Below are 26343 nucleotides of genomic sequence, written 5' to 3' on the forward strand. Positions count from 1 at the left end.
TTTTTGTGGTTATACAGAACATTTAGAATCCAATTCTCAGCCCAAAAGTGAACTGACGCATAGAGGGATAATTGGCAGAGTCGGTATACCCGCTGATTAAACTATAAGGATCATTGCTAATCTCTGGATCCGGACCTGGATACCCTGTAATCGTAAAGAGATTACTGCCTGATACATAAACCATCGATGAACCAAGTCCAAGTCGTTTACTTAAATTATCCGGTAGCTGATAGCCAAGGGAAATTGATTTCAGCTTAATATAGGAGGCGTCATGTACGGTGAGGTCGGAGCTACCGGTTCCAAATCGGTTACTTTCGGTGTACACCAGACTTGGCCGGTCTGCATCCGGAGTCTGCGCGGTATAATGAGGTAATAGTACCCTGGTATTGAGATTGCCCCTATCTGAAAGGCCTAGTGAGCTAACATCTGGCAGATAAAGAATATCTCCTCCCACCGAGTAGCTAAATAAAGTAACCAGGTTAAATTGTTTGTATCGGAAGTTGTTGGTGATACCTCCATAGAACTTAGGTTCAGCATTACCGATGACATCACGTTTGAAGTATCCTTTGTAAACACCACTTTCCTGAAGTTTGTACCTTGGATAACCAATGGCAAGATTGGAAAGAATTCCAAATTGCGCATACAAACTCGCTTGTTTGTAGGCATCCAGCTCTTGCTGGTTCTTAATTACCCCATCATATTGGTATCCAAAAATCAATCCAACCGGACTCCCTTCGCGTAATATCGTGTTACCGATAAATAAGGAGTTGACAAATGGATCAGTTTCCTGGGAAATGGTATTTGGATTCTGCAAATCCCTGTTGATATTGGTCACTTTGGATTTGTTGCGGGAAATGTTGGCAGCAAGGTTCCAGGTGAAATTTTTCCCACGTACGATATCCGCCCTCAGGTCGAATTCCCAACCCTGGTTCCTAATGTCAGCCACATTGACAAGTGCTGAATTGAAACCCGAACTTGTCGCCACTGTATAGGCCATCAGCAGATCAGAAGTTTGTTTATTATAGTAACCAACTGAGCCGGTAATCCTCGAATTGAAAATGGCAAAGTCCACACCTGCGTCCTTTTGCAAGGTCGTTTCCCATTTGATCTGATCATTCCCCAACTGTGTAGGGATTAATGCATTTGTTGATGCATAAGCTGAAGGGGTAAATAGCGTATAAAATAGGTTGTTGCCTAAGTTCTGAGAACCGGTATAGCCCGCACTGGCACGGAATTTTAGTTCGCTTAGCCAGGTAGATGATTTCAGAAATGACTCTTCAGATGCTCTCCATGCAATACCAAACGAAGGGAAATAACTTATTCTGTTGTTTTTAGGAAATTTAGAGGATTCATCCGATCTGGCAGTCAAGGTGAGGAGATATCTTTCTTTTAATGCATAGTTTGCACGCATATAAAAGCTGAGCAGCGCACTCTGTGACTCGCTTGCTTGCGGAGGAAGTGCCAGAGCTGCAGATGACAATCCGTTCAGAAAAGTATCGTCCGGAAACCCCTGTCCGGAAGCCGAAAAGGTTTCAGCATTTGTCTTTTGCCAGGAGGTTCCCGCTAATAGGGTCAGCCGGTTGTTTTCGTTAAACTGTTTTTCATAGGTTAAGGTATTTTCGTAGAACACATCGGTTTGCTGAGTCTGGGCCTGACTACCTATACCACCGTTCGAATTTACCGAATTGATTCCGGAAGCATCTGTAACAGAGACCGAAGAAGGTGCGTAGTTCAGTTGATGATAGCTTGAATAATTTACCGAGGCGGTACTCCTGAATTTAAGCGATTTCAGTATGTCATACTCCAGCGAAAGAGAACCCAATAACAGGTTATTTTTTGAACTGTTTTTTCCTTGTAAAAGCGCCAGGGGATTCTGGATATCCGTGTATTGACCAAACCCTGTAGCTGCAGTATTAAATGCTACCGGGCTGCCATCGGCATTATATGGGTTTAACGTTGGCGGGGCATAAATCGCAGAAGAATAAATCCCGTTGGTTACATTGTTTTTGGTAAAAGCATAGTCCAGGTTAGTAATTACACGCAACTTACTGTTGATCTCATTGTCCAGGTTTACTTTGCCTGCGATCCTGCTGAAATCGGTTCCCAGCAGGGTTCCTTTTGAATCATTGTAGGCCAGTGAAGTGTAATAACGTGATCCGGTTCCTCCCCCACGCACGCTAATGTCTGCATTTTGGGTAACGCCGGTGCGCGTAATCAGGTCTAGCCAGTCGGTATTAGCCGTGCCTAGAAAATTAGGATCATTGATGATTGAGGTTGCAACTCCATCGGCAGGTCGGTTCTGAGCAGCTCTAAGCGCATTGAGATTTTTCGCCCCCTCCAGCATCACGCTCTTGTACTGATCCGCATTCAACAACTTTTCGGTAATTGCTTTACTCATTCCAGTGTAGTAATTGGCTTCCAACACAGGCTTTTGATTGAGTTTTCCTTTTTTTGTAGTGATGATTACAACGCCATTGGCAGCCCTGGACCCATAGATTGCCGTTGCTGAGGCATCTTTCAAAATGTCGATGGTCTCAATATCATTGATGTTCAAACCCGCAAGCGTATTTAATCCACGCGAAAAAGAAGAACCTACACCATTACTCGCATAATTGTCATCATTCCCCAGGGCTTCCACCGGGTTCCGCACTTCTGCTTCACTCTGTACATATCTGTTTTGAATGGTGATCTGAACCCCGTCAATAATATACAGTGGATCATTTCCGCCAATCAAAGAACTCCCGCCACGTATGCGGATCTTCGCCATACCTCCCGGCGAACCATCAGCCTGTACCACCTGCACACCGGCAGCCTTGCCCGACAATGCCTGATCGATACTTACAAACGGGGTATTTTTCACTTCATTGATATCAACGGAAGCAACCGAGCCTGTGAGATCCCTTCTTCTTGTAGTTCCATATCCCACAGCAACTACCTCATCAAGGCTATTTACCTTAGGTTTCAAGGTGACTACAATATCGGTTCCTTTAGCCTCTATTGCCTTTAGTTGTTTAAGGTCGTAGCCTACAAATGCAAAGAGTATAATATCATCTTCTGCAACGTTTGATAAAGAAAATCTACCGTTATTGTCAGTTATCGTTCCTTTATTTCCACTTTTTAATCTGATCGAGACCCCTGGCATTGAATTTCCCGCTTCATCAACCACACGGCCCTTGATATCGACTGCCTGAAATCGGGCAATAATGTTATCAAGAAGTGATTGTTCTTTGGCTTTGATGATTACGATTTTGTTGTTGATGGAGTAAGTCAGGGGCTGATCTTTAAAAACTGCATCAAGCACATCTTCAAGCTGAACTCCTTTTACAGTGATGGTAACACGCTTTGACTTATTTAAAAGCACATTGGTATAAACAAAATCGAATCCACTTTGTAGACGCAGTTCGTTCAGCACATTATCCAGGCTGGCATTCGACTTGGATAAAGTAATTTTTTGGGCGAGGCCGGAGGCACTTACCTGCATCAGTGTAGCCAATAGTATGACGGCGGTTAATCGCATAGTCAGCAAGATTTTATGGTATACCAGATGCGGTACACCGAGTTTCCTAGTGTAATTTTTGTACATTTGTTTTAGTTGGTTATTCAGCTTGCCTTTGCTTCGAAACTGTTGGCAAACTGAGGTTTACGTTGATTTAATTCGCGGACCAATCTTATCCCGGAAGTGTTGTCACACTTTCGGGTTTTTAGTTTAATCCTGTTCTAATATTCCTTTCGTATACTTTCTGTCATACTTTATGAATTAGGTTTATTATTCTGTTAACTATCTTGAAACATAAATTTTTCTATCCTCTACTTTAAAATGAATCCTGCCGGTTGATTCCAATACATTCAATACCTGAGAAACATGATCAAATCTGGATACCGACCCCAGGAAAAGGTCTTCAGGCATTTCTCCCTCATAGATTACCTGTACATTATACCAGCGTTCTATCATTTTCATGATGTCCCCAATTTTTTTATCGTCAAAGACAAATCTCCCGTCTTTCCAGGCTGCTGCCTGTTCCGCTTTAACGTTATGGACTTGAATGTCATTTCCAGATTTTACAGCTTCATGGCCAGGTAACAGCGTCTTTTGCAACTGCAGGGTTGACACTTTTACGCTGCCTTCAATCAGGGTAGTTTTTATCATATCTTCATCTTGATAAGCATTGATATTAAAGTGAGTGCCAAGTACTTCAACTTCCTGATTGGAACTTTCTACAATAAAAGGACGGTCTTTATCCTTTGCTACCTCAAAATACCCCTCGCCGATAAGTTTTACCCTACGCTTGCCCCCTTCATTTAAGTTGCTTGAAAAGGTTAAGCTGGACGTCGCATTCAACCATACCAACGATCCGTCGGGCAAACGGACTTTATAAGTTTCTCCATTCGCTGTTGATAGCGTATTTAGTTGAACTTCCTGATTTGTGTTTTCTTTGATCTCATAGATGAGCTGTCCATTGGCGGATTTGCTAATGGTTACTCCTGATTGACTGGCTAGTTCGCCATTGGCCGCACTGGTTAAATTGATCTTTTGGCCATTCGCTAGTGTCAACGTAGCACCTGAGCGACCAGGGGCTACATCACTTGCATAGGTATGCGGACCTGATTGATTATTTTTCAAAAACCAAATACCAGTAGAGAGAATAATGGCAGCAACTGCCGCAGCTATACCGATTCGAGGCCATAGTTTAACAGGCTTAGTGACTTTGGTTTCTTCATCAATTTTTTGCCAGATATCTTTCTTCAGGTCTATTAAGTCTTCTTCTGTCAGCTGTTTAGGTTCAACCTGCCATTGTAAATACCAGTTTTCCAGCAAGGCCAGTTCTTCCGGATTACAAGAACCAGCTTTATATTTCCTTAATAAGTGTTGTAAATCTATGTTTTCCATTATCCATCATGGAGGCTCAACTGGCCCCTTAATAATATAGACAGGAATCCCCCATAGCATAGGGGTAAAAAAAATGATAAAAAATAAAAATAATATTAGCGGCTGATCAATAAGACCAGATAGAGTACCAATCCTAACCGTACTCTGAGTATTTTGAGCGCATTTTTGACATGACTTCTAACGGATTGCTCTGAAATGCCCAGTTGCTCTGCAATTTCTTTATGGCTTAGGTTATGAAAGCGGCTGAGTTGAAAGACTTCCCGCATTTTTGGAGGGAGCAGTTCAATTTCCTTGCTTATGATCTCCGAAAGCTGGCGCTCTCTTAATCGGTGGTCGGTTATACAATCTGCTATTACGATAGATTGGGGCAATGCCGAAATATATTTAGACTCAACGGCTTTATGAGATATGACATTCATTACCGCATTTCTTACTGCTGTATATAAATAATTGGAAAGATTGGTAAAGTCAACTGAGTCTCGTTTGTTCCACAACCGGATAAATAAATCCTGTATCGCATCTTTTGCTTCGTCCTTATTTTTTAGTCTATTGAAGGCATGAATATAAAGTACACCAAAAAAGCGTTCGTAAATTGCAGTAAAAGCATCCCTGTCCCCTTTTTTTAGTAGGCCAGCTAACTGCGAATCTGTATATTTATCATATCTCTGCATAAACCCTCTCCCGTACCAATTTACGAAATTATAACGGAGTGGAGCCGGCAAGTTTAAACAAAATATTTCAATTAAAAATAATCAAGGAACACTTAACATTCCACCTACCCGCTTCTATCCCTCAGACAAAACGACTAACTTTGGCAAATAATCACAGGTAAAATGAATAATAACATACGAGTATATAAAATGTCTTTTGCAAGCGTTTATCCGCATTACATTCAGAAAGCCGAGAAAAAAGGACGCACAAAAGAAGAAGTGCTCAGGCGCCACAAATAAACCCAAATGTGTCAAAAATTACAGGCGTAATCTGCGGTTACCGTGTGGAAGAGATCGAAGACAAGCTCATGCAAAAGGTACGTTATTTGGATAAGGGATTTGTCTACCCAATCCTTTAGAATTTTCATCTTTTTTAAAATAATAATCCTTCAGATTTGAGTAATGGATTTCATCCAAACCAAATAAAAATAAACCTAAACCTGAAGTATGATTATGAAAACTACCCTATTGTTTTGCACAAGCTGCCTGCTTGTTATGCTAAACACAAATTGTAAAAAAAACAAGCTGGAAACAGAGAACATCGAGAAGATCTCTGCCGGAAGTCTGCGGAAGATTGCAAGTGTATTGCCAATTGTGCCAGGTACAGACACCTCAAAATATCCCGCTGCCAGAATTTTCCCTGGATTGGTAGCATCGAGCGAACCACGGCTTACCAATTACAATGTCGCCCTCGACCTTACCTACACAAAGGTTACCACTGAAGACCTAAAAATATCAAAAGCACCTGATGCCTGGCTAAGTACGGGGCTATACGCACCTGCAGGAGAGCTGATCACCATTGAAGCACCGGCAAATACACCCGGACTGGAGGTTCAGATTGGTGCCCATACTGACAACCTTACTTCAATAGCTCCTGCATCCCGTAAACGTGATCCGATCATTTTCACAAAAAATGCGCTGACATCAGGTACCAATACTGCCCGGAACCTTTATGGCGGACAAATCTGGATCAGAGTAGCTAATCCTTTGGGGTATATCGTTAACCTGACCATAAGCGGCGCCGTCAAATCTCCGGATTATGTTAGGGACGTGACTACTGATGCACAATGGCAGGCTATGATTGCCAATACTACCGTCCCATTCTTTGAATTGCGTGGAAGAAGACTGATCCTGACTATGGAAACCAAGCGTTTGGCTACCTATCCTTTGGCAAGTCCTACGGCACTGGTAGCCAAATTTGATGATAAACTATACCATGATATGATGGCCTGGTATGGCTGGTCATCTACCACTACTAATGTTAAAAACCGGATGCCGGGTACTCCCTGGAGAATTGTACACGATATACAACCCAGTGCAGGGGCACAACATGCGGGATACCCCGTTGTTGCAACAGCCAATGACAATTATTTTTCCCAGGCTGTAGACATCAATCAATGGACTGGTGGAAACTGGGGATCCTATCATGAAATAGGGCACAACATGCAAATGGGAGGTTTGTGGAGCTGGATCGACCTTCAGGAAGTCTCAAATAATATATTTTCTCTTAAAGTGACCAATCGCGCGGGCTATAAGCATACCAAAATAGCACAAATGATGCCTGCCGTACTTGCCTTTACCTCGATCCCTAATCCAAACAAGGATAAATTGTATACTTCGGCTAGTTTAGATGTAAGGTTTGGTTTGTTTATGCAGTTGATGGAAAAATATGGCTACGGAATCATCACCTATATGTCTAATACCGCAAGGGCCAGTACACTAGATTTTAGTACTACAGCCTACCCCAATTCGGTGATTAGAAACCAGAAAAAACTGGATTACTTTTATGAGCTGATATCCGACTATACCACAAAAGACATGCTACCATTCCTAAACGCCTGGGGTATTTATCCCAGCCAGGAAGCACAAACCTTAGTGGCATCCAAACATCCGATGCTCACAGAACAGGTTTGGCTGTACGACCCAAGTTAGGATGATTTTATAGCGCGTTACCTTTCGGCGACTGGAAGTCATGCATTGTGACTTCCAGTTCGATTTTAAATTCCAACGATTAAAAACAAAAAATTGATTAATGCGTTAAAAAGAAGCAATCGCGAACTATAAATAAAAAAGATAGATATGAACCCGAAAAAGATATGGTCAAATTTAACAGTAAGTGATCTGGACCGAACAACTAAATTTTATACGGAACTGGGATTTAGATCCAACGGGAGGTCTGACGACCTGACAAGCTTTTTTTTTGGTGAGAATAATTTTGTAATGCACTTCTTTTTAAAAGACAAGCTGAAAGCGAATGTGGAGATTGAAATTTCCGACGCACACATTGCAAACGAAATCATATTTACGCTTTCTGCTGAAAGCAAAGATGAGGTGAACAAATGGGAGAAAGAAGTCCAAAGCGCAGGCGGAAAAATCGTTTCAAAACCTAAAGAGTTTGGAGCGGGATACTATGGTTTTGTATTTGCTGACCCTGATGGGCATAAATTTAACGTATTTTATATGTAAAATACTCCGTCCAATTTTGAGGGGGTCTTGTTCTCCATGATATCTTTTTTTGATTAACCTACTTAAAAAAACTCGCCGAAGTGCCAAAGGATTCCTAATGGATCGTACAGAAAACATTAAATGGTCGGATAGATATTGCTTGATGTTTCATAAATTCTGTAGGCTTTTAGGCAGGCTCTTCAATACCAGATCATAGGAATGGTCGATCAATTCGCGGATCAGTACCGAGGTTAGGCCTCCGTCGAGATAAACGGTATTCCAGTGTTTCTTATTCATATGGAAGCCAGGAATAATTTCATGGTGTTGTTCCCTTAATTCTATAGCGCGTTCCGGATCGCATTTGACATTGAAACGGTTGGCTTGTTCCAGTCCGATCAGCAGGAAGATCTTACCTCCTACTTTAAATACCAGAGTTTGTTCGCCGAATGGCATTCCTTCAGTGGTTCCGGGTTTGCTGAGGCAATAATCACGCAAATCTTCAATATTCATAGCAGTAGGTTATTATTATGGAATACAAACCAAAAATATGGGATTTTATCTAATTTTTTGTATACTAATTATATTAGTATAAATTTGGAGCCTGCTGGTGTTTGTTGTCTTTTACTAATGGATTTGAACTTCGATATTTCTGGTAATGAAAGCGCTGATGGATTAGTCGTAACGGTTCCAACGGAAGGGAAATTACCCGGGTACTACCCGGGTGAAACACCCTGGCATAAGAACTGGAAACTAGCTTTCCCTCCTGCTTTCCGGGAAATCAGTTTCCCTGATAAATTATTGGGGGATCTTCACCGCGCAGATGTACATACGCCCTGTGGTACTACGCTTGAGTTTCAGAATTCGCCAATCAGTATGGCTGAACTGAGAAGCAGGGAAGCATTTTATCCGAAGTTGATATGGATATTGAATGGTAAGAAGTTCAAGGGGTTCAGGATCCTTAAAAGCTTACCGGATGTAGACGATCCGAAACTTGATGATTATGAGTTTTGTCATACCGACCATCTTTGTATGATCCGCAAATCAGATCACTTGCTGCTGGGAAACAACGCTAAAAGATTAAACTTCTATCACGCAGAATTAAAAACAATCAAACTCACCTCACATTATTACTCCTTTTGCTGGAAACATCCACACGCTGTCTGGTACCAGGCGGAATGCCCGATCATCGTCGACCTTGGAGGACATTTCTTATATCAGTTGAAACAGCGACGCCAACTTTCCGGAGATTATGCTTACCTGCATATGATTCCCAGGAAATCGTTTATTGAAAGGTTTCTGTAGATAATACTATCTGTGAGAATACCTTTGTTGCCCTCAGTAAACGCATTAATCGAAAAAGAGAGAAACACAATTGATCAAAGTATTGTTTACATAATTTGCTCCCTGAACAATCAGTATCAAAACAAAACCTCAACCTATGAATAAAGTAATCCTGTTAAATAATCGTCCGGTAGGGAAACCTACTACAAATGATTTCAAATTCAAAAACATATGTTAAATTTCGAATTTAAAAACCCGACCAAGATTATTTTTGGTAAAGGTCAAATAGAAAAACTGGGTAATGAGATCCCAGAAAATGCAAAGGTAATGATGCTTTATGGCGGTGGATCTATTAAGACCAACGGGATATATGAGCAGGTAAAAAATGCATTGAGCGGCTTTGAAGTCGTAGAATTTTCGGGTATCCCCGCCAATCCGGAATATGAAATTTTGATGGATGCCTTAAAAATCATCAAAGAGAAAAACATTACTTATATGCTAGCCGTTGGTGGCGGCTCGGTAATAGATGGCGTTAAGTTCCTGTCGGCAGCTGCTTTATACACAGGAGATACCCCATGGGACATCCTTAAAAACGCCATCAAAACAGAAAAAGGATTGCCTTTCGGAACGGTCCTGACTTTGCCTGCTACAGGTTCTGAAATGAACTCAGGCGCCGTAATCACCAGGAAAGAAACTCAGGAAAAGCTGGCTATGGGAGGCCCTGGGTTATTCCCGGAATTTTCAATCCTGGATCCAGAGGTAGTTAAATCCATTCCAGAGCGACAACTGGCAAATGGAGTAGCCGATGCTTATACGCATGTACTTGAACAATATATGACTTACCCCATTGGAGCACTTTTACAAGATCGTTTTTCGGAAAGCATATTGCAGACATTGATTGAAATTGCACCAAAAATCATGAAAGATCCAGCAGATTATGACGCCGCAGCTAATTTTATGTGGAGCTGTACCATGGCTTTAAACGGATTGATACAAAAAGGTGTTCCTACGGATTGGGCAGTCCATGCGATGGGACATGAGCTAACTGCTTTGTTCGGAATAGATCATGCCCGGACATTAGCCGTTATTGCACCAAGTCACTACCACTACAACTTTGAAGCTAAGAAAGAAAAACTAGCCCAATATGGTAAACGCGTATGGAACATACAATCTGGATCAACTGAAGAAATAGCCAAAGCAGCAATTGAAAAGACTGTCGATTTTTTTCATTCGCTGGGGATAGACACCAAATTATCGGATTACACTTCGGCATATGAAGGTACGGCAGAGAAAGTATCTGAGCGCTTTACCGAAAGAGGTTGGCTAGGCTTAGGTGAGCATAAAACGCTTGCCCCTGCAGATGCAGAGAAAATCGTTAAAATGAGTTATTAATCTTAAATAAAGCGTCTGATCATTTACCATGACCGGACGCTTTATTATTTAACGCCTCCATAAAAATCCTGTCCTCTACTTATCTTCGAAAAGCTTGTTAATCAGAGCTGAATCGTGTACCGCAGTTTGCACAATACTTATCCTTTCTACTATGAATAGGAAAATGGAGACACGATACCTGTAGGGACAGCGATAATTTTCGCGCTTTTCCATACTATAATTAAAATCTCAAAATATCAGTATCAGGAGGTATATGCCCCAGGAGCCTGCTCATAGTCATTGATTGCCCTTTGTGGTGAAATTCATGAGTCAATACATGCGTAAAAATACTGTAAGCATCCGTTTCAATGTACTTATCCACCCATCTGTAACCCTTAACAGGGGTAAATGGTTTTTCGGAAAAACGTGAAATGAATTGTTCCATGGTGAGATCTACTTCCTTAAAGATTAACCTGAGCTCCGCTACCGTTTCGCCATCAGTTTCAGTATAATAGGATTTCTGCATAGACAAAGCAAAATTACCGGCCCATGCGATATAAGTATTAGCCACATGAGTCATTAGATAGGCAATACTTCTATTGTTGAAACTATCCACAGCCTTTACAAGGTCCTGCTTTACCTCAAACTCCAGGTACTGAAAAACCACTTCTCTTACTTCTTTTATAAGTTGATACTGTTGTTCAAGTAAATTGGTCATAGTCTACGGAATTACTGTTTTCACCATACAATGGCAATTTAAGAATAGTATCTTTGCCGCACTAACTTATTATGTCACTATTTAAAGAAATCACTACCACTTACAAGCAATCTTTTACAGGATTGAGCCGTGAGACCTGGATCCTGAGTATCGTAATGCTCATCAACAGAAGTGGATACATGGCTGTTCCATTTATGGGGCTTTTCGTTACCCAATCGCTGCACAGACCGGCCTCCGACGCAGGATATATTATTACCCTGTTTGGGCTCGGTTCCATTCTGGGTTCTGCTGCCGGCGGTAAGCTCACCGATGTAGTAGGCTTTCGCCCTGTACAGATTGTGGCTGCCATTGTTAGTGGTATTTTCTTCCTGATCTTTGCCAATGTTACTCATTTTCAAACCTTATGTATCCTCGCTGTAGTGATCAGTTTTTTCTCAGAAGCATTCAGACCGGCAAACTTTGCAGCCATTGCAGCTTATGCAAAGCCAGGGCTTGAAACACGTTCCTATTCACTTAACCGACTGGCTACCAATATCGGATGGGCTGTAGGCGTAAGTATGGGTGGACTGATTGCGTCGTACAACTACAAGATGTTATTTATTGTTGATGGAGCAGTAAGTATCATTGCTGGATTAGCGATCTTATGGTTCCTTCCCAGAATTAAGGGATACCGAAAAGCCATAAAGGAAAAGACTAAGGATATGATTGTTATGAAGCCTTGGCAAGACATTGTCTTTATTAAATTCATATTACTGAGCACGGTATTTATCATTTGTGCATTCCTGATATTCAGAGTAGTACCTGTATTTTTTAAGCAGGTATGGAAGATTGATGAATTTATGATCGGCCTGATTTTGGGTTTCAATGGTATTATCATTGCCCTATTTGAGATGGTGATGATTCATAAAATCGAAAACAAGCGTTCACCAATCTTCTTTATTGTTGTTGGTGTTTTCTTCATTGCAGCCTGCTTCCTTGTATTGCTGCTGCCTTTTAACCTGCCCGTATTGCTGGGGTGCATGTGTATTGTTTTATTCACCATTGGTGAGATGTTCGCTTTACCTTTCATCAATACCTTTGTAATGAGCAGGTCTAACGAATTTAACAGAGGATTATACGCCGCAGGATATATGTTATGCTGGTCTGTTGCCTCACTGGTGGGACCAACAGCAGGCTTTTTCATCGCCGAGAATTATGGTTACAACGTATTGTGGATGTTGATCAGCGGGATGTTACTCGCTTGTGCATACTTTTATTACCTGATGCGGGACGCAAAGTAGTTATTGTTGTAAAATAAAAAAGGGCCTAACGAAAACAAATTTCATTAGGCCCTTTTTAAACTAGGTAAAATTAATTTTTTGGCTGAACCCTTCCTGATTTTCTGTCCTGACTACGGCCAATTATATATCCCGTACCCGCACCTACTACACCACCAATGATGGCTCCTCTGCCGTCTTTTTTATCAATAAGTACACCACCTAAAGCACCTGCACCTGCTCCAATAACGGCTCCTTTAGCAGCCTGGCTCCATCCTTTTTTCTTAGCAGGAGTAGCGGCTTCACTACTATTGTTTGAATTTGATGAACGGGCAGCGGCAGCTTCATTTCGCTCAGACAATAAAAGCACTCGTTTCTCTTCTTTGATCTGGGCCAGACGTTGCGCTTCCTTTTCTTCCTCTTTAGCTTTTATATCTGCTTTTTTAAAACTATCTAGTCTTAAACTATCCTTTATTGCAGCTATTGCTTTTTCCTTAATCAATGCTTCTTCTTTAGCATTATTTGAACAGGCTGATAATCCAATCCCCAATACTATAACTAAAAGTACCTTTTTCATAACCTTAAATTTTAAACTAAATAGTGTATTCTTATTAATGTAAGAAAAAATGATGCCAAAGGTCATCATTCCTCCATAATTGTTTTTTTACATCCGGATTTCCCGAATCTTGTCATTTTCGTAAACATCGTATCTTTTCGGCGACGGTACCTTTGATATTAAAGTTCAATTGATTAGTTTCACAAACGAAAAATATATTAAAATAATATGCGCACAACAGGAAAAGTTAAATGGTTTAATTCGGCAAAAGGGTTTGGATTTATAACTCCAGAAGACGGAGGTAAAGATATATTCGTGCACTTTTCTGCAATTGCAGGCGATTCATTCAGAGAATTGAATGAAGGCGACAGTGTTGAATTTGAATTAAATGAAGGTAAAAAAGGTCCTGAAGCAGCAAACGTAGCAGTACTTTAATTACCCAACTCGGTTTAATAAAAGGGGAATGTCCGGAACATTACCCCTTTTTCATGAGCACACAATTTGTTAGTTAGCTCATGGTTCATCTATAATTCAATAAGAAAAGCATATCAGATGGATCATCCAATAGCTGAGAAAGCGGAAAACATAAAGAAAACCATAAGTATTTTAGGTTGCGGCTGGTACGGATTGGAATTGGCAAAAGTATTAACCCAATCCGGTTACCGTGTTAAAGGCTCAAGCACTACTACCGAAAAGCTTGAAACACTATCAGCACATCAGATTGAGCCCTTTCTGGTCAATTTCCAAAAGGATGAAGAACACTATGACCCCTCTTTTTTTCAAAGTGATATCTTATTCGTTTCCATCCCTCCAAAAAGAAGTAGCGCTGAACAAGCTGATTTCTGTTACAAAATAGAACGGATCATTCATGCCGCCAAGCTTAACCATGTAAAACAACTGGTGTTTATCAGTTCAATTGCAGTATATGGAGATGTGAATGCCGAGGTAAACGAATGGTCTATACCGCAGCCTGAAACCCCTTCTGCCATAGCTATGCTGGAGGCCGAAAACATGCTCAAAAACCAAAACGATTTTACTTATACGATTATCCGTTTTGCAGGTCTGGTTGGTCCAAACAGGGATCCAGGGAGATTTTTTGCCGGTAAGACTGATGTACCTAATGGCCAGGCTCCCATCAACCTGATTCATCTGGATGATTGCATTGGCATCAGTTTAAACTTGCTTAAAAATGAAGCATTTGGGCATACCTATAATGCCTGCTCGCCCGATCATCCCAGTAAACAAACCTTTTATACCGCGGCTACTTTAAAAGCCCGATTAACGCCTCCTGTTTTTAAAGATGAATTATTGAACTGGAAAATAGTGTCCAGTATTCAGGCTCCTTTAGCAAATTACAATTATATTGTGTCCGACTGGATAGAATGGTTAAATAAGTAAACATGAAATTGACAATCTTAGGTGCTGCAGAACAGGTAACAGGAAGTATGCATCTTTTACAACTGGAGAACTATAATATATTGATTGACTGCGGCCTTGATTATGAAAAGGATTCCCGTCAGATCGAGAATATGTTCTTTCCATTTGATCCGGCAGACATAGACGTGGTGATCTTGACCCATGCACATATTGATCATTCGGGGAATTTACCCACCTTAGTAAGAATGGGTTTCAATGGACAAATTCTTTGTACCCCACCCACTGCCGAGCTGACTGAACTACTTTTGTTAGATTCGGTAAATATTTTTTTAAGCAAGCAGAACAAGCGCTCACGTTCTAAAAGACAAGGATCTGGCCCGCAGCCCTTATACTTATATAAACATGTTGCTGAAACGGTAGAGCGATTTGTAACTATCGGTTTTCAAAAGGAATTCAGAATCAATGAAAATCTTTCCGTAACCTTTATACCCGTAGGACACTTGTTAGGTGCCGCAGCAGTATATCTTACAGTGAATGATAATGGTACAACAAAGAAAATTGCATTTACAGGGGATATTGGCCGGAAAAACTACCCTTTACTAATTGATCCGCAAGTTATTCCACCAGTGGATTACCTGGTTTCTGAATCTACCTATGGTGGCAGATTACACACTACCGATACCACACTGGAGCAAAAGTTAATTGAAACCATAACGGAATCCTGTATTAAATATCCCGGCAGACTAATCATTCCAGCATTTAGTATTGGTAGGACACAAGCACTGGCCTATGCCCTGAATAAGCTGTTCAGTAAAAAACTACTCCCACCTGTTAAGGTGTTTATCGATAGCCCACTAGCCAGTTCAGCTACCGAAATATACCATAAATACCAGCATTACCTGAATGACGAGGCACAGGATTTTTATGAAGATAAAACTGAGCTTACAGATTTCAAGGAGCTTTCGTATGTTCACGACAAACGGGAAAGTGTATCGATAAGTAATTATCATGAGCCTTGTATCATTATATCATCTGCAGGAATGCTAGAAGGCGGTAGAATACAGGATCACCTCTACTATAACATCCAGAATTATTATTGCACCATCCTGTTTATTGGGTATTGTGCAAAGGGCACTCTGGGCGACAGACTTTTAAGAGGCGACCCTATTGTTAGGTTAAGAAACCGCGACCTGATGGTTTATGCAACCATAAAGCAAACGGATTTGTTGAGTGGACATGGAGATCATAATGACCTGCTGAACACCGTTAAACAGCAAGATCCTGCTACTTTAAAGAAGGTATTTTTAGTACATGGCGAAAAAAGAAGCCTCAACTATCTTGCTGACGCGCTGCAGCAGGAAAACTATAATGTGGTTATCCCCAAAAAGGACGAGATTTTTGAGTTATAAGATTATTGAAACCCTCAAATATGTAGTAAATACTATACAGATTTTTAAGGCTTTCAGTAGAAAATCTATTTCTTTTACAATTTCCATGGATTCAAATAAACCAATGACTATTAATGTATTACGAATTAATAATTAAGAAAATTGGCTTTGGCAAGGTTATTACAAGAAGACAGTTATCTTGGCTATTTTAAAGCTGGGTAACAAACATCTAAATATAAAGAAATGACTTCAAAATTCACAAAAACAGCCTTAGTGCTTTCCCTGGTTGGATTATCTTCGCAGCTTTTTGCCCAAGACCAACCGACAAATAGATTTTCAGAAAAATCTTTTCGCACCTGGTCTATCGGTGCTCATGCTGGCGTATTAAGTTCGAACACCATCTTTAATGGTAGTCAACGCGATTTCCAGGCAGCTAAAGAATCACTGGGTTACGGTGGATATATCAAAAAACAACTGTTCCCGGCTTTAGGCTTACAAGCTGATTTCTTAGCAGGTAAAGTTGAAGGTTTGAGATCCTTTAATACATCCACTGCTACTTATACACCTAACACTAGCTTTGAAACAAAATTAGAATGGTCGGCAGCTTTAACAGCAGTTTACAACCTGGCAAACATCAGCATCAATAACGAAAATGCAATATTGATTCCTTATGTGAAAGCTGGTGCGGGTTACCTATCTGCAGGTACTGATGTGACCAACGGAACGACAGTTGATAATCAAGGTTACAAAGAAGGATATTTCATCCCTGTAGGGGCCGGTTTTAAATTAGGTATCGCTAAAGGCATCAATTTAGACTTTGGTTATGATGTTAACTTTACCAAAAGAGGTGATTTTGACGGTAATAACACTGGTAAATTCGACAAATTCTCATATGGACATGCTGGTTTAGAATTTGCTTTAGGCAGCAAATCAAAACCACAGTTACAGAACTACAGTTCATTGGCTAACTTACGTAACCAGACTGCTGAAGAAAGTGCTGAGTTAAGAAGAGCATTATCTACTGCTGAGCAAAATGCAGAAAGAGACAGAACTCAATATGCTAAAGATATGGCTGATGAAGATAATGATGGCGTTGCAAACAAATTCGACAAATGTCCAGGTACAAAAGCTAATACTGTTGTAGATGGTTCAGGTTGCCCTATCAAAGTTCAACGTGAGGTGATCAAAGAAACTAAAGTTATTGTAACTGAAGCAGATCGTAAAGTTGTTGAGGAAGCAATTAAAAACCTGGAGTTTGACTTAGGAAAAGCTACTATTCGTCCTACCTCATATGCTACTTTAAATAGAGTTGCGGAGTTATTGGTTGCGAAAAACTTTAGCTTAAAATTAGCCGGACATACTGATAACACAGGTTCAATGGCTTTAAACTTACGTTTATCCAAAGATAGAGCTGAATCCATCAAAGCTTACTTAGTATCTCAAGGCGCTAACGCTTCACGTATTGAAGCAACAGGATACGGTCCGAACCAACCTATAGCATCGAACAAAACTGCTGAAGGTCGTCAGAAAAACCGTCGTGTTGAATTTTCATTGTACTAATCTGTAAATTCTTCACATAAAAAAAGCGCATGCCTGATATCAGGCATGCGCTTTTTTTATGTACCAAAATTATTAATCAGCGTTTTTTGCAACTCCACCCTCTTTAGGTGCAAAAACAAGTGAGGCAACAACCGCAATAAGCAATACACCAGCAACAATGATTAAAGACACTGGTGATGAGATGTGATAAAGTGGCGAGATAACCATTTTAACACCTATGAAAGCTAAAATGATCGCCAATCCGTACTTCAGCAAGCTAAACATATGAATGAAGTTTGCTAAAAGGAAGTAAAGCGCTCTTAAGCCTAAGATGGCAAATATATTAGAGGTATATAAGATGAAAGGATCATCAGGAGCGATCGCGAAGATTGCTGGTATCGAATCTACAGCAAACAATAGATCGGTAAACTCAATTACAGCCACAACAACCAATAAAGGTGTAGCCATTTTAACGCCATTTTGAACGGTGAAAAACTTAGCACCATCAAATTTATCACTAACCTTAAAGAACTTGTAAATCAGACGTGCTCCGGTACTTTTACTAAAGTCTTTGTTCTCCTCCTCATCATCATGTCCAACCCAGGATTTTACTCCTGCATAGATCAGGAATAAACCAAACAGAAATAATACGACATTCACTTCTACTACGTATCCGAGCACCATCATTTCAGGTAAATAAGTCATATTTATCAGACCTACGCCTGCAAAAATAAAGATGGCGCGGAATACCAATGCACCAAGGATCCCCCAGAACAATACCTTATGATGCAGTTCTTTCGGAACCTTAAAAAAGCCAAAAACCAATATAAAAACAAATAGGTTATCAACTGAAAGGGCCTTCTCTATCCAATAGGCGGACTGAAACTGCGTAAACTTTTCGAATCCGGAGGTTAGATAAACCACACCACTAAAAAGCATCGAAAGGCTTATCCAAACGATCGACCAAATGGCAGCTTCCTTATTACTTACTGCATGAACCTTCTTGTTAAAAACTCCCAAATCCAACAGGAGCATGACTATTACCACTACTGCAAACCCAATAATAACACCGGGATGATCAATCATATTATTCATTCTTTACTTATAATTTTTATTTATGTGTGCGGGTTTTAATTAGCAAAAATGCTAAAATATCGGTGTTATTTAACCTTATCTAACGGTTTTCTATTGTTTAATTGTGCTGATTTATACTTGCTCGGTGTAAAACCGGTAATTGTTTTAAATTGAGTGGATAAATGAGCACTGCTGCTATAGCCCATCTTAAAAGCTATCTCATTTAGATTTAGCTCACCATACTCCATCAGCTCTTTTACCTTCTCGATCTTTTGCTGAATAATGTACTTTTCGATGGTTAGCCCCTCAGCTTCTGAAAACTGGCGACTTAGGTAGGCGTAGTCCTTGTTCAATCTATCAGCAATTGTTTGGGTTAAACTCTGTCCAATTGTAGTCAAATCAGAATAATGAACCAATTCAACAACCTGATTTTTAATCTGCTCTACCAGCTGATCTTTTTCCTTATCGATCAATTCAAACCCTAAAGATTGCATTGCAGTCGCGATGTCCTGTAATTGATTTGCATCAGGTGAAGGTTCAACCTCAATCTTACCTAAAGATATCTCATTAACCCTTAAACCGAAATTCTCTAACTGCTGTCTCACAATCATGATACAACGGTCGCAAACCATATTCTTAACATATAAAATCATACGCATCTAACAATTAATTACTGATCAGGCTATGCCCTTTCACAAAGATAAAGCAATAATTAATCTATTCTTGGTTTTCACATTTTCATTACACAAATCTAACCGGAAGATACCTTTTGCTTAGGTAGAAGATTACTATATTTGCAGACCTTCACAACATGCTCCCGCTCGCTCAGCATTCAACGGTGTGAACCCTATTTAAAACAATGACACAAAAAAAATACTACAGTCTGATATTAATACTGGGCTCATTAACTGCACTTGGGCCTTTTTCAATTGACATGTACCTTCCTGGATTTCCCGCTATAGCAGCTGATCTTCGCACAAATACCTCGATGGTAGCGCTATCCCTATCCAGTTTTTTCATTGGCATATCAGCCGGGCAGTTGCTATACGGACCATTATTGGATAGATTTGGAAGGAAAAAGCCACTGTATATCGGCTTGCTGGTGTATATTCTTGCTTCTGCAGGCTGTGCTTTTGCCACCAGTATAGATGCCTTAATCATCCTGAGGTTTATTCAGGCACTTGGAAGTTGTGCCGCTACAGTTGCTGCTGTAGCCATGGTGCGCGACTTATTCCCTGTTAAGGAAAATGCCAAAGTTTTTGCACTGCTGATGCTTGTTTTGGGCGTTTCACCAATGATCGCTCCAACATTAGGTGGATATGTAACGGTAGCTTTGGGCTGGCATTCTATATTTTTAATCTTACTTGGTCTGGGTGCATTTAACTTAATAGCCAGCTGGCTATGATTGCCCGACAGCTATAAACCGGACACCAACATTTCCTTAAAACCCAAACCAATCATAAACAGTTTCTGGACGGTTTTTAAAACACCTCAGTTTTACACTTATGCGATTACAGGTGCCCTGGCTTTTTCTGGTCTATTTGCCTATATCTCGGGTTCTCCACTCCTGTTTATGGAAATATTTAAGGTGAGTGAAGAAACCTACGGCTGGATATTCGCCTTGCTTTCGTTTGGTTTTATAGGCTCCAGTCAGGTAAATACATTGATGCTTAGGCGTTATACCAGTCAGCAATTGATATTTGCTGCATTGATTACGCAAGTGGTAACAGCACTTGTATTTTTAATTGGTAGCATCAACGGGTGGTTTGGACTTGCAGAAACCACCATTCTGCTCTTTGTGTTCCTATGTTGCCTGGGTTTTGTGAGTCCAAATGCCTCTGCCCTTACGCTTGTACCTTTTACAAAAAATGCAGGCAGTGCATCGGCCTTAATGGGCGCCATTCAAATGGGTGTGGGTGCTTTAGCTTCTGTGGGCGTTAGCCTTTTTAGTGTTAAATCTGCTGTACCTACGGTAAGTGTTATGGCCGTAACCTCCATACTTGCATTGACAATTTTATACTTTGGAAGGCAAAGACTAAGCAAGCAAGATTAAAAGCAAAATTTATTTGCCCCATGCGTAGGGGTAAAAGTTCATTCCGTTGTCTTACTTTAAAATAAGACAAAAATGAGACTTACATTCTACAAAACGAATTTTCAATTTAATGCTTTAAAAGTGCTGGCATGTGCGGTTTTACTAACTACCGGAGCAAAATCTCTTGGTCAAAACAAGACTATGGGAAAGCTGCACGTCGGCTTTACTTACCCAGTGAGCACCAATGGAAAACATGCAGCATTAGATACCAACAACCTCTCCTTCCACGTGCTAGCCGGTGTGTCTGCAGCCGAAAGGGGCGCATCCTTTGCAGGGATTGCTAACATAGTCCGCAATGACACCAAAGGCTTTCAATTTGCCGGTATTTCAAACCATATAGGCACCGCAGCAAACGGAGGACTATTTTCCGGTGTGCTAAATACCTATGGCGGCGGAAATACAGTTGCCGTTGCCGGTCTCGCTAATCTTTCAAAAAACGATACTAAAGGGATACAGTTTTCAGGTTTTGCCAGTATCGCAAAAAACATAAGTGGTACTCAGGTTGCGGGGTTTATCAATAAGGCTAAAGACATTAATGGGACTCAAATAGCAGGCTTTATCAATATAGCCAAAAAGGTAAAAGGTGCCCAGATTGCAGGTTTTATCAACGTAGCTGATAGTAGTGATTATCCAATTGGTATCATCAACATTGTAAAAAATGGTGAGAAGAGCATTGGCCTGACTACAGATGAAACCCTTACCACCATGCTATCTTTCAGATCTGGAGGAAAAGTACTTTATGGAATTATTGGTCTGGGCTATAATTTTAAAAATTCAGATGAAGTATACGCATTTGAGGCAGGTTTAGGTGCACATTTCTTCCAATCCAACTCTTTTAGATTAAATGCAGAAATTACGGGGATAGGACTAGAAAGTTTCAAAGCGGGTGAATATTTCAAAACATCATTCAGATTAATGCCAGCACTTAAAATCACGCGCAACCTTGAACTCTTTGGAGGACCATCATTTAATTACGTGAATACCAACACAACTGAAGGCAGGAAACTAAACAAAAAGTACATCAACACCTGGGAGAACAAAAAGGACAACAACTTCCAGGCCTTCTATATCGGCTATAGTGGCGGAATCCAGTACAGTTTTTAAATTCACCGGGCTTTTACCGGGGCAATGTTTGTTTCCTAAATTTCAGTACATAGATTTGAAGAAATAAACAGTGCTACCGGTATAGCAAACCATAAATTTGAATAGACTTATACTTTGAAATTAAATCACAGCACTCCAGAAAACAGACATCAGCAATATGATGATCACGCTTTTGAACAATTGTTCAAAGATCATTTTAAAGCATTGTATGCCTATGCCTACGTAATTTTAAAAGATGAGGATGATGCAGAAGAGATCGTACAAAACATGTTCTTAAAATTTTGGGAAAAGCGGGATTTGCTGACTGTTCAGTCCTCCTTAAAGGCCTACCTTTATAAGTGTGTATACAACGATAGTCTGAATTTCTTAAAACATCAAAAGATCAAAACCAAATACCAGGACTTTGCAACCTATACCATGAATCATGAAAATGAGCCAGCATCGTCAAAAATAGAGATGACTGAATTGACATTTAACCTTAACATTGCCTTAAACCGCTTACCTGAGCAATGTCGAACTATATTTCAGATGAGTAGGTTTGAAGAATTGAAGTACAAAGAAATTGCGGAGCGACTTGGGCTATCGGTAAAAACTATTGAAAACCAAATGGGCAAAGCACTTAGGATTTTACGTTTGGAGCTGGCCGACTTCCTCTCTCTGGTTTTATTAGGCCTGATGTATTACAAGGATTACTTTAATTAAAAGAAATAGAATGACTGATGAATTATTGATAAAGTTTCTATTAAATGAAACAGATGAAAGGGAAAGCATCACAGTGCAAAACTGGCTTGATGCTGCTCCGGCTAATAAAACCTATTTTTTACAATTCGAGAAAATATGGACGAGTAGCAAAGCACTTTCAAGTCAAAGCCAGGTCAACGAAAACGAGGCATGGGTGAGATTTAAACATAAAGCAGACAGCAAAAGCCAGGCGCCAATAACACAAAAATTAAGGCCAAAATATAGCTGGCTTAAAATTGCGGCCATGTTAGTACTGGTGGCCGCCGGATGGTCTTTGTACAGTATCCTCTCTCCTGTTTCGTATATAGATTTTACAGCAGGGAATGCAGTAACCACTAAAGTACTACCAGATGGCTCGGCGCTTACCTTAAATAAAAACGCAAAGATTAGCTATGCCAACAATTTTCAAAACAATAGAAGCATCCATCTTGAAAAGGGGGAAGTGTTCTTTAATGTGGTACACGACGAATCAAGACCATTTGTAATTGATGTAGATCAAATATCAATCCTTGTTGTTGGCACTTCGTTTAATATAAAGCACTTAAAGAGCCAAACTGAAGTAATTGTTGAAACAGGAATTGTTAAAGTAAGCCTGGGTAATGATCATATAAATCTTCAGAAAGGAGAAAAAGCCATCATTAAAAATTACGCAGATAAATTAATCAAAGAGCCAAGCACGGATCAGTTGTACAACTATTACCGCAGCAAAGAATTTAATGCTAACAACACTCCCCTATGGAAGATGGTTGAATTACTAAATGAAGCATATGATGCAAACATCATTCTTAATGATCCTGCAATAAGCAACCTCACATTAAACACAACCTTAAAAACTACTGCAAGCCTGGATGATAACTTAGACATTATTTGCAAAACTTTAGACCTCACTATTCAGCGTAACGAAAACCAAATTTTATTGTCTAAAAACCAATAATGAGAATCAACATCACCCTGATCCTATTGCTCATCATAGGATACTCAAAAGCACAATTGCCAAAAATCCCATCTCAGCATAATCTGGAGAAAAGGGTGAGTATCGAGGTGAAAGATCAAAAAATACCTGAAGTTCTGAACAAGATTAGCAAAGCCGGAAACTTCTATTTCTCTTATAGCGGCACATTATTCAGGCAAGACAGTTTGATTACTCTAGGTATGAGGAATGTACCCGTAAGGGAGATATTAAACCGGTTATTCAACAACAAAGTTGATTATGCTGAGCACGGAGCATACATTATCCTTCGTTATGCTGCAAACCACCTGACTATTGAGCCCGAAAATATTGCCACTGGTGAAAAGCTATATCTGATTAGTGGCTTCATAATAGACAGGGAAACAGGATTAAGAGTTAAACAAGCTAGTGTTTATGAAAAAAGATTGCTGCAATCGACCCTTACAGACAGTAAGGGTCATTTTAAGTTAAAATTCAAGGGCAATCACAACGAAGTGATCTTAACTGCGAGTAAAGAGAGTTACCGTGATACTACCCTGATCTTTTTATCTGACATAAAAGTAAAACCGGAAGGCTATAATGATCCCGAAGATACTAAACGAAACGCTGGCTATGATGATATAGAAAACTCAGGGTTTGGCCGTTTTTTTATTTCTTCAAAACAAAGAATTCAGAGTTTGAATATCCCTGACTTTTTTGCTAATAGTCCATTTCAAGCCTCCTTAACACCGGGATTAAGTTCCCATGGCATCATGAGTTCGCAGGTAATAAATCGATTCTCGCTAAATGTTTTAGGAGGGTATACGGCCGGTACCGACGGCTTTGAAATTGCCGGGCTTTTCAATATCACGAAGGGCGATGTAAAGAAACTTCAGGTTTCGGGGCTTTTTAATCAGGTTGGAGGGTCTGTAAACGGCATCCAGGTTTCGGGCCTTGCAAATGATAGCAGAGGGAAGCAGAGTGGGTTACAGGCAGCTGGAGTATGGAATAATGTAAAAGGTGATGCTAGCGGCTTCCAAATAGCCGGAATATTTAATTCTACGGCGAATAACATGAAGGGGCTGCAAGCGAGCGGTGTAGCAAACCTGGTTAAAAAAGACTATGATGGTGTACAAATAGCTGGAATTGGTAATGTTGTTTCAAAACACCTAAAGGGAGTACAGATTGCAGGGGTATTTAATTACGCGAAGAAAATGGAGGGCTTCCAGCTTGGTTTAATCAACATTGCTGATACTTCTTCAGGGTATAGCCTGGGTTTAATCAATTTTGTAAAAAATGGATACCATAAAATAAGCGTCTCCACTAACGAGACTGTGAATACCAATTTTTCATTTAAAACGGGGAATAACAAGCTGTATACGGTATTATTTGCCGGCATAAATGTATCTGATCAGGAAAAAATAAAAACTGTAGGGATGGGTATCGGTCACGACTTTCTGTTTAACAAAGGCATGGCTATTGGCTTAGAATTAACCGGACAGCTCCTGTATCTTGGGCATTGGAACGATGCAAATATACTTAACCGCATTCAAAGTAACTTTCAGTTTCAGCTGTTTAGGGGGCTAACTGTATTTGGTGGTCCTGCTTTTGCGTTTTATAGCGGTGATACTTCTGCAGGCTCCAGTGCTCCGGGATATAAGCAAAATGTGGTGCCAGTTAACCATACCAGTTTTGGAAAAGACACTAAGGGCTGGTTAGGTTTTAACGCTGGCATAACCATAATGTAACACACTACAAAACAAAAGCTTGCATCTTCCTGTTGTCTTGATATGGAACCATTTAATATTAAAGTTGGTTTTGGTCGGGATGAAGTAGCGTTAACGATCTTACCCATCACAGAAAGGCAATACCTGGTCACCTATTTTGGGGGCATTATTGGAGCGGTTAAACTAGATGCTGACGGGGAACAATGGGAACAGGTACCTGATGAAGAAGTTGTGGCCGGTGATTTACCATTTTACTCGCCGGATTTAAATTCCGATCGGCTAAACTTCGTTTTATGCGAACATACAGTTAATCTTATTGGCGAAGAGATATTGGCCGAGTTAAAGGACCGCTAAGTTCTCTGGTTTTCTAAATCTGATACAGCATTAACCTGTGTAAAACAACCACAGCAACAATAAATGCAACAGAGGCCCTATATGATCAGACGAGAATGTATGGGTACAAAAAAAGGTTGCCTTTTAGGGGCAACCTTTAAATACCTTATCGCGGATAAGTTTATGCGTTAACGCTCTTCTTTAAACTCAAGCTAGGATATAATGCCATTACACCAAACATTACTGATCCGTAAACCAGTGTGCCGTATAAAAACTTCAATTCAAATGGAATAGCAGCGATCAGACAAGCGCCAAAACCAGCCAATGTAGTTGGATATAATCCTGGCACGTACATAGCACTGATATCAGAAACTACCCAGTGAATAAGGGTAATAACGATGGTTGACAATACTAAGTTTTGGGTATTTACTTTTTTAAGCAATTGCTTGCTTGCAAAAACCATCATCACAAATGCGATGTATGTCCAATACCACCCACCATAGAAAAATCCAAAACCTGAAGTCTGAGCAATGAAAATATCACTTAGCAACAATACCAATAAAGGAAAGCCATAGGCCTTTAAATTGTTGTTAAAATATGCTCCTCCAAATAAGGCAATAGCCCCAACAGCCGAAAAATTGGCTATTTCTTTGAAATTATCAGAGTGAGGCGCCGCTATGCGGAAAATGCTTACAAGTACAACAACTGCTAACAGAATTATGGTACTCGGATTAAATTTAGATCCAGACATGTTCTTTTAATTTATAACGCAAAGTTACTATTTAAACAGATAATATGATAAGGTATTCTGTAAA

Annotated in this window: 25 protein-coding genes and 1 pseudogene; 17 read left to right on the forward strand and 9 right to left on the reverse strand. The window is 40.1% G+C overall.

Annotation, left to right across the window (positions count from 1 at the left end; translation table 11 throughout):
• Nucleotides 1–22 precede the first annotated feature (22 nt).
• The 3 genes from B9A18_RS14990 to B9A18_RS15000 form a co-directional block, all read right to left on the reverse strand.
• Entirely contained in the window at nt 23–3517 is a 3495-nt protein-coding gene (locus B9A18_RS14990) for a TonB-dependent receptor (protein WP_084290147.1), read from the reverse strand.
• Nucleotides 3518–3778: 261 nt separating this feature from the next.
• The gene (locus B9A18_RS14995) at nt 3779–4888 is read right to left on the reverse strand and encodes a FecR family protein (protein WP_084290148.1); all 1110 of its coding nucleotides are present in this window, start codon (nt 4886–4888) and stop codon (nt 3779–3781) included.
• A gap of 95 nt (nt 4889–4983) precedes the next feature.
• Entirely contained in the window at nt 4984–5559 is a 576-nt protein-coding gene (locus B9A18_RS15000; protein ID WP_084290149.1) for an RNA polymerase sigma factor, read from the reverse strand.
• A gap of 237 nt (nt 5560–5796) precedes the next feature.
• Here B9A18_RS15000 and B9A18_RS15005 point away from each other — a divergent pair.
• The 3 genes and pseudogenes from B9A18_RS15005 to B9A18_RS15015 all read left to right on the forward strand — a co-directional run.
• Nucleotides 5797–5957, forward strand: a pseudogene (locus tag B9A18_RS15005) (DUF2200 family protein); the annotation flags it as partial.
• Nucleotides 5958–6051: 94 nt separating this feature from the next.
• Entirely contained in the window at nt 6052–7530 is a 1479-nt protein-coding gene (locus B9A18_RS15010) for a M60 family metallopeptidase (RefSeq protein ID WP_159452670.1), read from the forward strand.
• A gap of 147 nt (nt 7531–7677) precedes the next feature.
• Nucleotides 7678–8064: a VOC family protein gene (locus B9A18_RS15015; protein WP_084290151.1), complete on the forward strand. Its 387-nt coding sequence runs from the start codon at nt 7678–7680 to the stop codon at nt 8062–8064.
• A gap of 147 nt (nt 8065–8211) precedes the next feature.
• Here the strand turns inward: B9A18_RS15015 and B9A18_RS15020 are convergent, their stop codons facing one another.
• On the reverse strand, nt 8212–8553 hold the full coding sequence (locus B9A18_RS15020; protein WP_084290152.1) for an MmcQ/YjbR family DNA-binding protein: 342 nt from the start codon (nt 8551–8553) through the stop codon (nt 8212–8214).
• A 117-nt stretch (nt 8554–8670) separates the two neighbouring features.
• On the opposite strand from B9A18_RS15020, the gene B9A18_RS15025 reads away from it, so the two are divergent.
• Together B9A18_RS15025 and B9A18_RS15030 are read left to right on the forward strand one after the other, a co-directional pair.
• A complete protein-coding gene (locus tag B9A18_RS15025) occupies nt 8671–9345 on the forward strand; it encodes a competence protein CoiA family protein (protein WP_200816370.1) in 675 nt (224 codons plus the stop codon).
• A 210-nt stretch (nt 9346–9555) separates the two neighbouring features.
• On the forward strand, nt 9556–10716 hold the full coding sequence (locus B9A18_RS15030) for an iron-containing alcohol dehydrogenase (protein ID WP_084290153.1): 1161 nt from the start codon (nt 9556–9558) through the stop codon (nt 10714–10716).
• 220 nt (nt 10717–10936) lie between these two features.
• Here the strand turns inward: B9A18_RS15030 and B9A18_RS15035 are convergent, their stop codons facing one another.
• A complete protein-coding gene (locus tag B9A18_RS15035) occupies nt 10937–11413 on the reverse strand; it encodes a DinB family protein (RefSeq protein ID WP_084290154.1) in 477 nt (158 codons plus the stop codon).
• 71 nt (nt 11414–11484) lie between these two features.
• Here B9A18_RS15035 and B9A18_RS15040 point away from each other — a divergent pair, with 71 nt between their 5' ends.
• Nucleotides 11485–12693 (forward strand): MFS transporter, encoded by a 1209-nt coding sequence (locus B9A18_RS15040; protein WP_084290155.1) that lies wholly within the window; start codon nt 11485–11487, stop codon nt 12691–12693.
• A 70-nt stretch (nt 12694–12763) separates the two neighbouring features.
• On the opposite strand, the gene B9A18_RS15045 is transcribed toward B9A18_RS15040, so the two are convergent.
• Nucleotides 12764–13246, reverse strand: coding sequence for a YMGG-like glycine zipper-containing protein (locus tag B9A18_RS15045; protein WP_084290371.1), 483 nt, complete (start codon nt 13244–13246; stop codon nt 12764–12766).
• A 207-nt stretch (nt 13247–13453) separates the two neighbouring features.
• Between B9A18_RS15045 and B9A18_RS15050 the strand changes: the two genes are divergently transcribed.
• The 4 genes from B9A18_RS15050 to B9A18_RS15065 all read left to right on the forward strand — a co-directional run bounded on the left by B9A18_RS15050 (nt 13454) and on the right by B9A18_RS15065 (nt 17550).
• On the forward strand, nt 13454–13660 hold the full coding sequence (locus B9A18_RS15050) for a cold-shock protein (RefSeq protein WP_084290156.1): 207 nt from the start codon (nt 13454–13456) through the stop codon (nt 13658–13660).
• A gap of 117 nt (nt 13661–13777) precedes the next feature.
• The gene (locus tag B9A18_RS15055) at nt 13778–14623 is read left to right on the forward strand and encodes an SDR family oxidoreductase (protein WP_084290373.1); all 846 of its coding nucleotides are present in this window, start codon (nt 13778–13780) and stop codon (nt 14621–14623) included.
• A gap of 2 nt (nt 14624–14625) precedes the next feature.
• A complete protein-coding gene (locus B9A18_RS15060) occupies nt 14626–16011 on the forward strand; it encodes an MBL fold metallo-hydrolase (RefSeq protein ID WP_084290157.1) in 1386 nt (461 codons plus the stop codon).
• Nucleotides 16012–16233: 222 nt separating this feature from the next.
• The gene (locus tag B9A18_RS15065; protein WP_084290158.1) at nt 16234–17550 is read left to right on the forward strand and encodes an OmpA family protein; all 1317 of its coding nucleotides are present in this window, start codon (nt 16234–16236) and stop codon (nt 17548–17550) included.
• Nucleotides 17551–17622: 72 nt separating this feature from the next.
• Here B9A18_RS15065 and B9A18_RS15070 read toward each other — a convergent pair whose 3' ends face one another.
• Both B9A18_RS15070 and B9A18_RS15075 read right to left on the reverse strand, forming a co-directional pair.
• The gene (locus B9A18_RS15070; RefSeq protein WP_084290159.1) at nt 17623–18624 is read right to left on the reverse strand and encodes a TerC/Alx family metal homeostasis membrane protein; all 1002 of its coding nucleotides are present in this window, start codon (nt 18622–18624) and stop codon (nt 17623–17625) included.
• A 65-nt stretch (nt 18625–18689) separates the two neighbouring features.
• The gene (locus tag B9A18_RS15075) at nt 18690–19262 is read right to left on the reverse strand and encodes a helix-turn-helix domain-containing protein (RefSeq protein ID WP_235005332.1); all 573 of its coding nucleotides are present in this window, start codon (nt 19260–19262) and stop codon (nt 18690–18692) included.
• A gap of 200 nt (nt 19263–19462) precedes the next feature.
• Between B9A18_RS15075 and B9A18_RS25395 the strand changes: the two genes are divergently transcribed.
• The 7 genes from B9A18_RS25395 to B9A18_RS15105 all read left to right on the forward strand — a co-directional run bounded on the left by B9A18_RS25395 (nt 19463) and on the right by B9A18_RS15105 (nt 25549).
• A complete protein-coding gene (locus B9A18_RS25395; protein ID WP_235005333.1) occupies nt 19463–20008 on the forward strand; it encodes a Bcr/CflA family efflux MFS transporter in 546 nt (181 codons plus the stop codon).
• Entirely contained in the window at nt 20009–20656 is a 648-nt protein-coding gene (locus tag B9A18_RS25400; RefSeq protein ID WP_235005334.1) for an MFS transporter, read from the forward strand.
• A gap of 72 nt (nt 20657–20728) precedes the next feature.
• A complete protein-coding gene (locus tag B9A18_RS15085; protein ID WP_084290160.1) occupies nt 20729–21799 on the forward strand; it encodes a hypothetical protein in 1071 nt (356 codons plus the stop codon).
• A 114-nt stretch (nt 21800–21913) separates the two neighbouring features.
• Nucleotides 21914–22501 (forward strand): RNA polymerase sigma-70 factor, encoded by a 588-nt coding sequence (locus tag B9A18_RS15090; RefSeq protein WP_084290161.1) that lies wholly within the window; start codon nt 21914–21916, stop codon nt 22499–22501.
• 10 nt (nt 22502–22511) lie between these two features.
• Complete coding sequence (locus tag B9A18_RS15095; protein ID WP_084290162.1) at nt 22512–23474, forward strand: FecR family protein; 963 nt, start codon at nt 22512–22514, stop codon at nt 23472–23474.
• Nucleotides 23474–25216, forward strand: a complete 1743-nt coding sequence (locus B9A18_RS15100; protein WP_084290163.1) for a peptidase associated/transthyretin-like domain-containing protein — start codon at nt 23474–23476, stop codon at nt 25214–25216. Before B9A18_RS15095 ends, B9A18_RS15100 begins: the two co-directional genes overlap by 1 nt.
• 42 nt (nt 25217–25258) lie before the next feature.
• Complete coding sequence (locus B9A18_RS15105) at nt 25259–25549, forward strand: hypothetical protein (protein ID WP_084290164.1); 291 nt, start codon at nt 25259–25261, stop codon at nt 25547–25549.
• 160 nt (nt 25550–25709) lie between these two features.
• Here the strand turns inward: B9A18_RS15105 and B9A18_RS15110 are convergent, their stop codons facing one another.
• A complete protein-coding gene (locus B9A18_RS15110; RefSeq protein WP_084290165.1) occupies nt 25710–26279 on the reverse strand; it encodes a DUF6580 family putative transport protein in 570 nt (189 codons plus the stop codon).
• Nucleotides 26280–26343 lie beyond the last annotated feature (64 nt).

Source organism: Pedobacter nyackensis (genome assembly GCF_900176505.1).
In the GTDB taxonomy this organism is placed as follows: Bacteria; Bacteroidota; Bacteroidia; order Sphingobacteriales; family Sphingobacteriaceae; genus Pedobacter; species Pedobacter nyackensis.

Excerpts from the sequence above, each read along its gene's own strand:
- B9A18_RS14990 (WP_084290147.1), bottom strand. The coding sequence starts at position 3,517 with ATGCGATTAACCGCCGTCATACTATTGGCTACACTGATGCAGGTAAGT.
- B9A18_RS14995 (WP_084290148.1), bottom strand. The coding sequence starts at position 4,888 with ATGGAAAACATAGATTTACAACACTTATTAAGGAAATATAAAGCTGGT.
- B9A18_RS15000 (WP_084290149.1), bottom strand. The coding sequence starts at position 5,559 with ATGCAGAGATATGATAAATATACAGATTCGCAGTTAGCTGGCCTACTA.
- B9A18_RS15010 (WP_159452670.1), top strand. The coding sequence starts at position 6,052 with ATGAAAACTACCCTATTGTTTTGCACAAGCTGCCTGCTTGTTATGCTA.
- B9A18_RS15015 (WP_084290151.1), top strand. The coding sequence starts at position 7,678 with ATGAACCCGAAAAAGATATGGTCAAATTTAACAGTAAGTGATCTGGAC.
- B9A18_RS15020 (WP_084290152.1), bottom strand. The coding sequence starts at position 8,553 with ATGAATATTGAAGATTTGCGTGATTATTGCCTCAGCAAACCCGGAACC.
- B9A18_RS15025 (WP_200816370.1), top strand. The coding sequence starts at position 8,671 with ATGGATTTGAACTTCGATATTTCTGGTAATGAAAGCGCTGATGGATTA.
- B9A18_RS15030 (WP_084290153.1), top strand. The coding sequence starts at position 9,556 with ATGTTAAATTTCGAATTTAAAAACCCGACCAAGATTATTTTTGGTAAA.
- B9A18_RS15035 (WP_084290154.1), bottom strand. The coding sequence starts at position 11,413 with ATGACCAATTTACTTGAACAACAGTATCAACTTATAAAAGAAGTAAGA.
- B9A18_RS15040 (WP_084290155.1), top strand. The coding sequence starts at position 11,485 with ATGTCACTATTTAAAGAAATCACTACCACTTACAAGCAATCTTTTACA.
- B9A18_RS15045 (WP_084290371.1), bottom strand. The coding sequence starts at position 13,246 with ATGAAAAAGGTACTTTTAGTTATAGTATTGGGGATTGGATTATCAGCC.
- B9A18_RS15050 (WP_084290156.1), top strand. The coding sequence starts at position 13,454 with ATGCGCACAACAGGAAAAGTTAAATGGTTTAATTCGGCAAAAGGGTTT.
- B9A18_RS15055 (WP_084290373.1), top strand. The coding sequence starts at position 13,778 with ATGGATCATCCAATAGCTGAGAAAGCGGAAAACATAAAGAAAACCATA.
- B9A18_RS15060 (WP_084290157.1), top strand. The coding sequence starts at position 14,626 with ATGAAATTGACAATCTTAGGTGCTGCAGAACAGGTAACAGGAAGTATG.
- B9A18_RS15065 (WP_084290158.1), top strand. The coding sequence starts at position 16,234 with ATGACTTCAAAATTCACAAAAACAGCCTTAGTGCTTTCCCTGGTTGGA.
- B9A18_RS15070 (WP_084290159.1), bottom strand. The coding sequence starts at position 18,624 with ATGAATAATATGATTGATCATCCCGGTGTTATTATTGGGTTTGCAGTA.
- B9A18_RS15075 (WP_235005332.1), bottom strand. The coding sequence starts at position 19,262 with ATGCGTATGATTTTATATGTTAAGAATATGGTTTGCGACCGTTGTATC.
- B9A18_RS25395 (WP_235005333.1), top strand. The coding sequence starts at position 19,463 with ATGACACAAAAAAAATACTACAGTCTGATATTAATACTGGGCTCATTA.
- B9A18_RS15085 (WP_084290160.1), top strand. The coding sequence starts at position 20,729 with ATGAGACTTACATTCTACAAAACGAATTTTCAATTTAATGCTTTAAAA.
- B9A18_RS15095 (WP_084290162.1), top strand. The coding sequence starts at position 22,512 with ATGACTGATGAATTATTGATAAAGTTTCTATTAAATGAAACAGATGAA.
- B9A18_RS15100 (WP_084290163.1), top strand. The coding sequence starts at position 23,474 with ATGAGAATCAACATCACCCTGATCCTATTGCTCATCATAGGATACTCA.
- B9A18_RS15105 (WP_084290164.1), top strand. The coding sequence starts at position 25,259 with ATGGAACCATTTAATATTAAAGTTGGTTTTGGTCGGGATGAAGTAGCG.
- B9A18_RS15110 (WP_084290165.1), bottom strand. The coding sequence starts at position 26,279 with ATGTCTGGATCTAAATTTAATCCGAGTACCATAATTCTGTTAGCAGTT.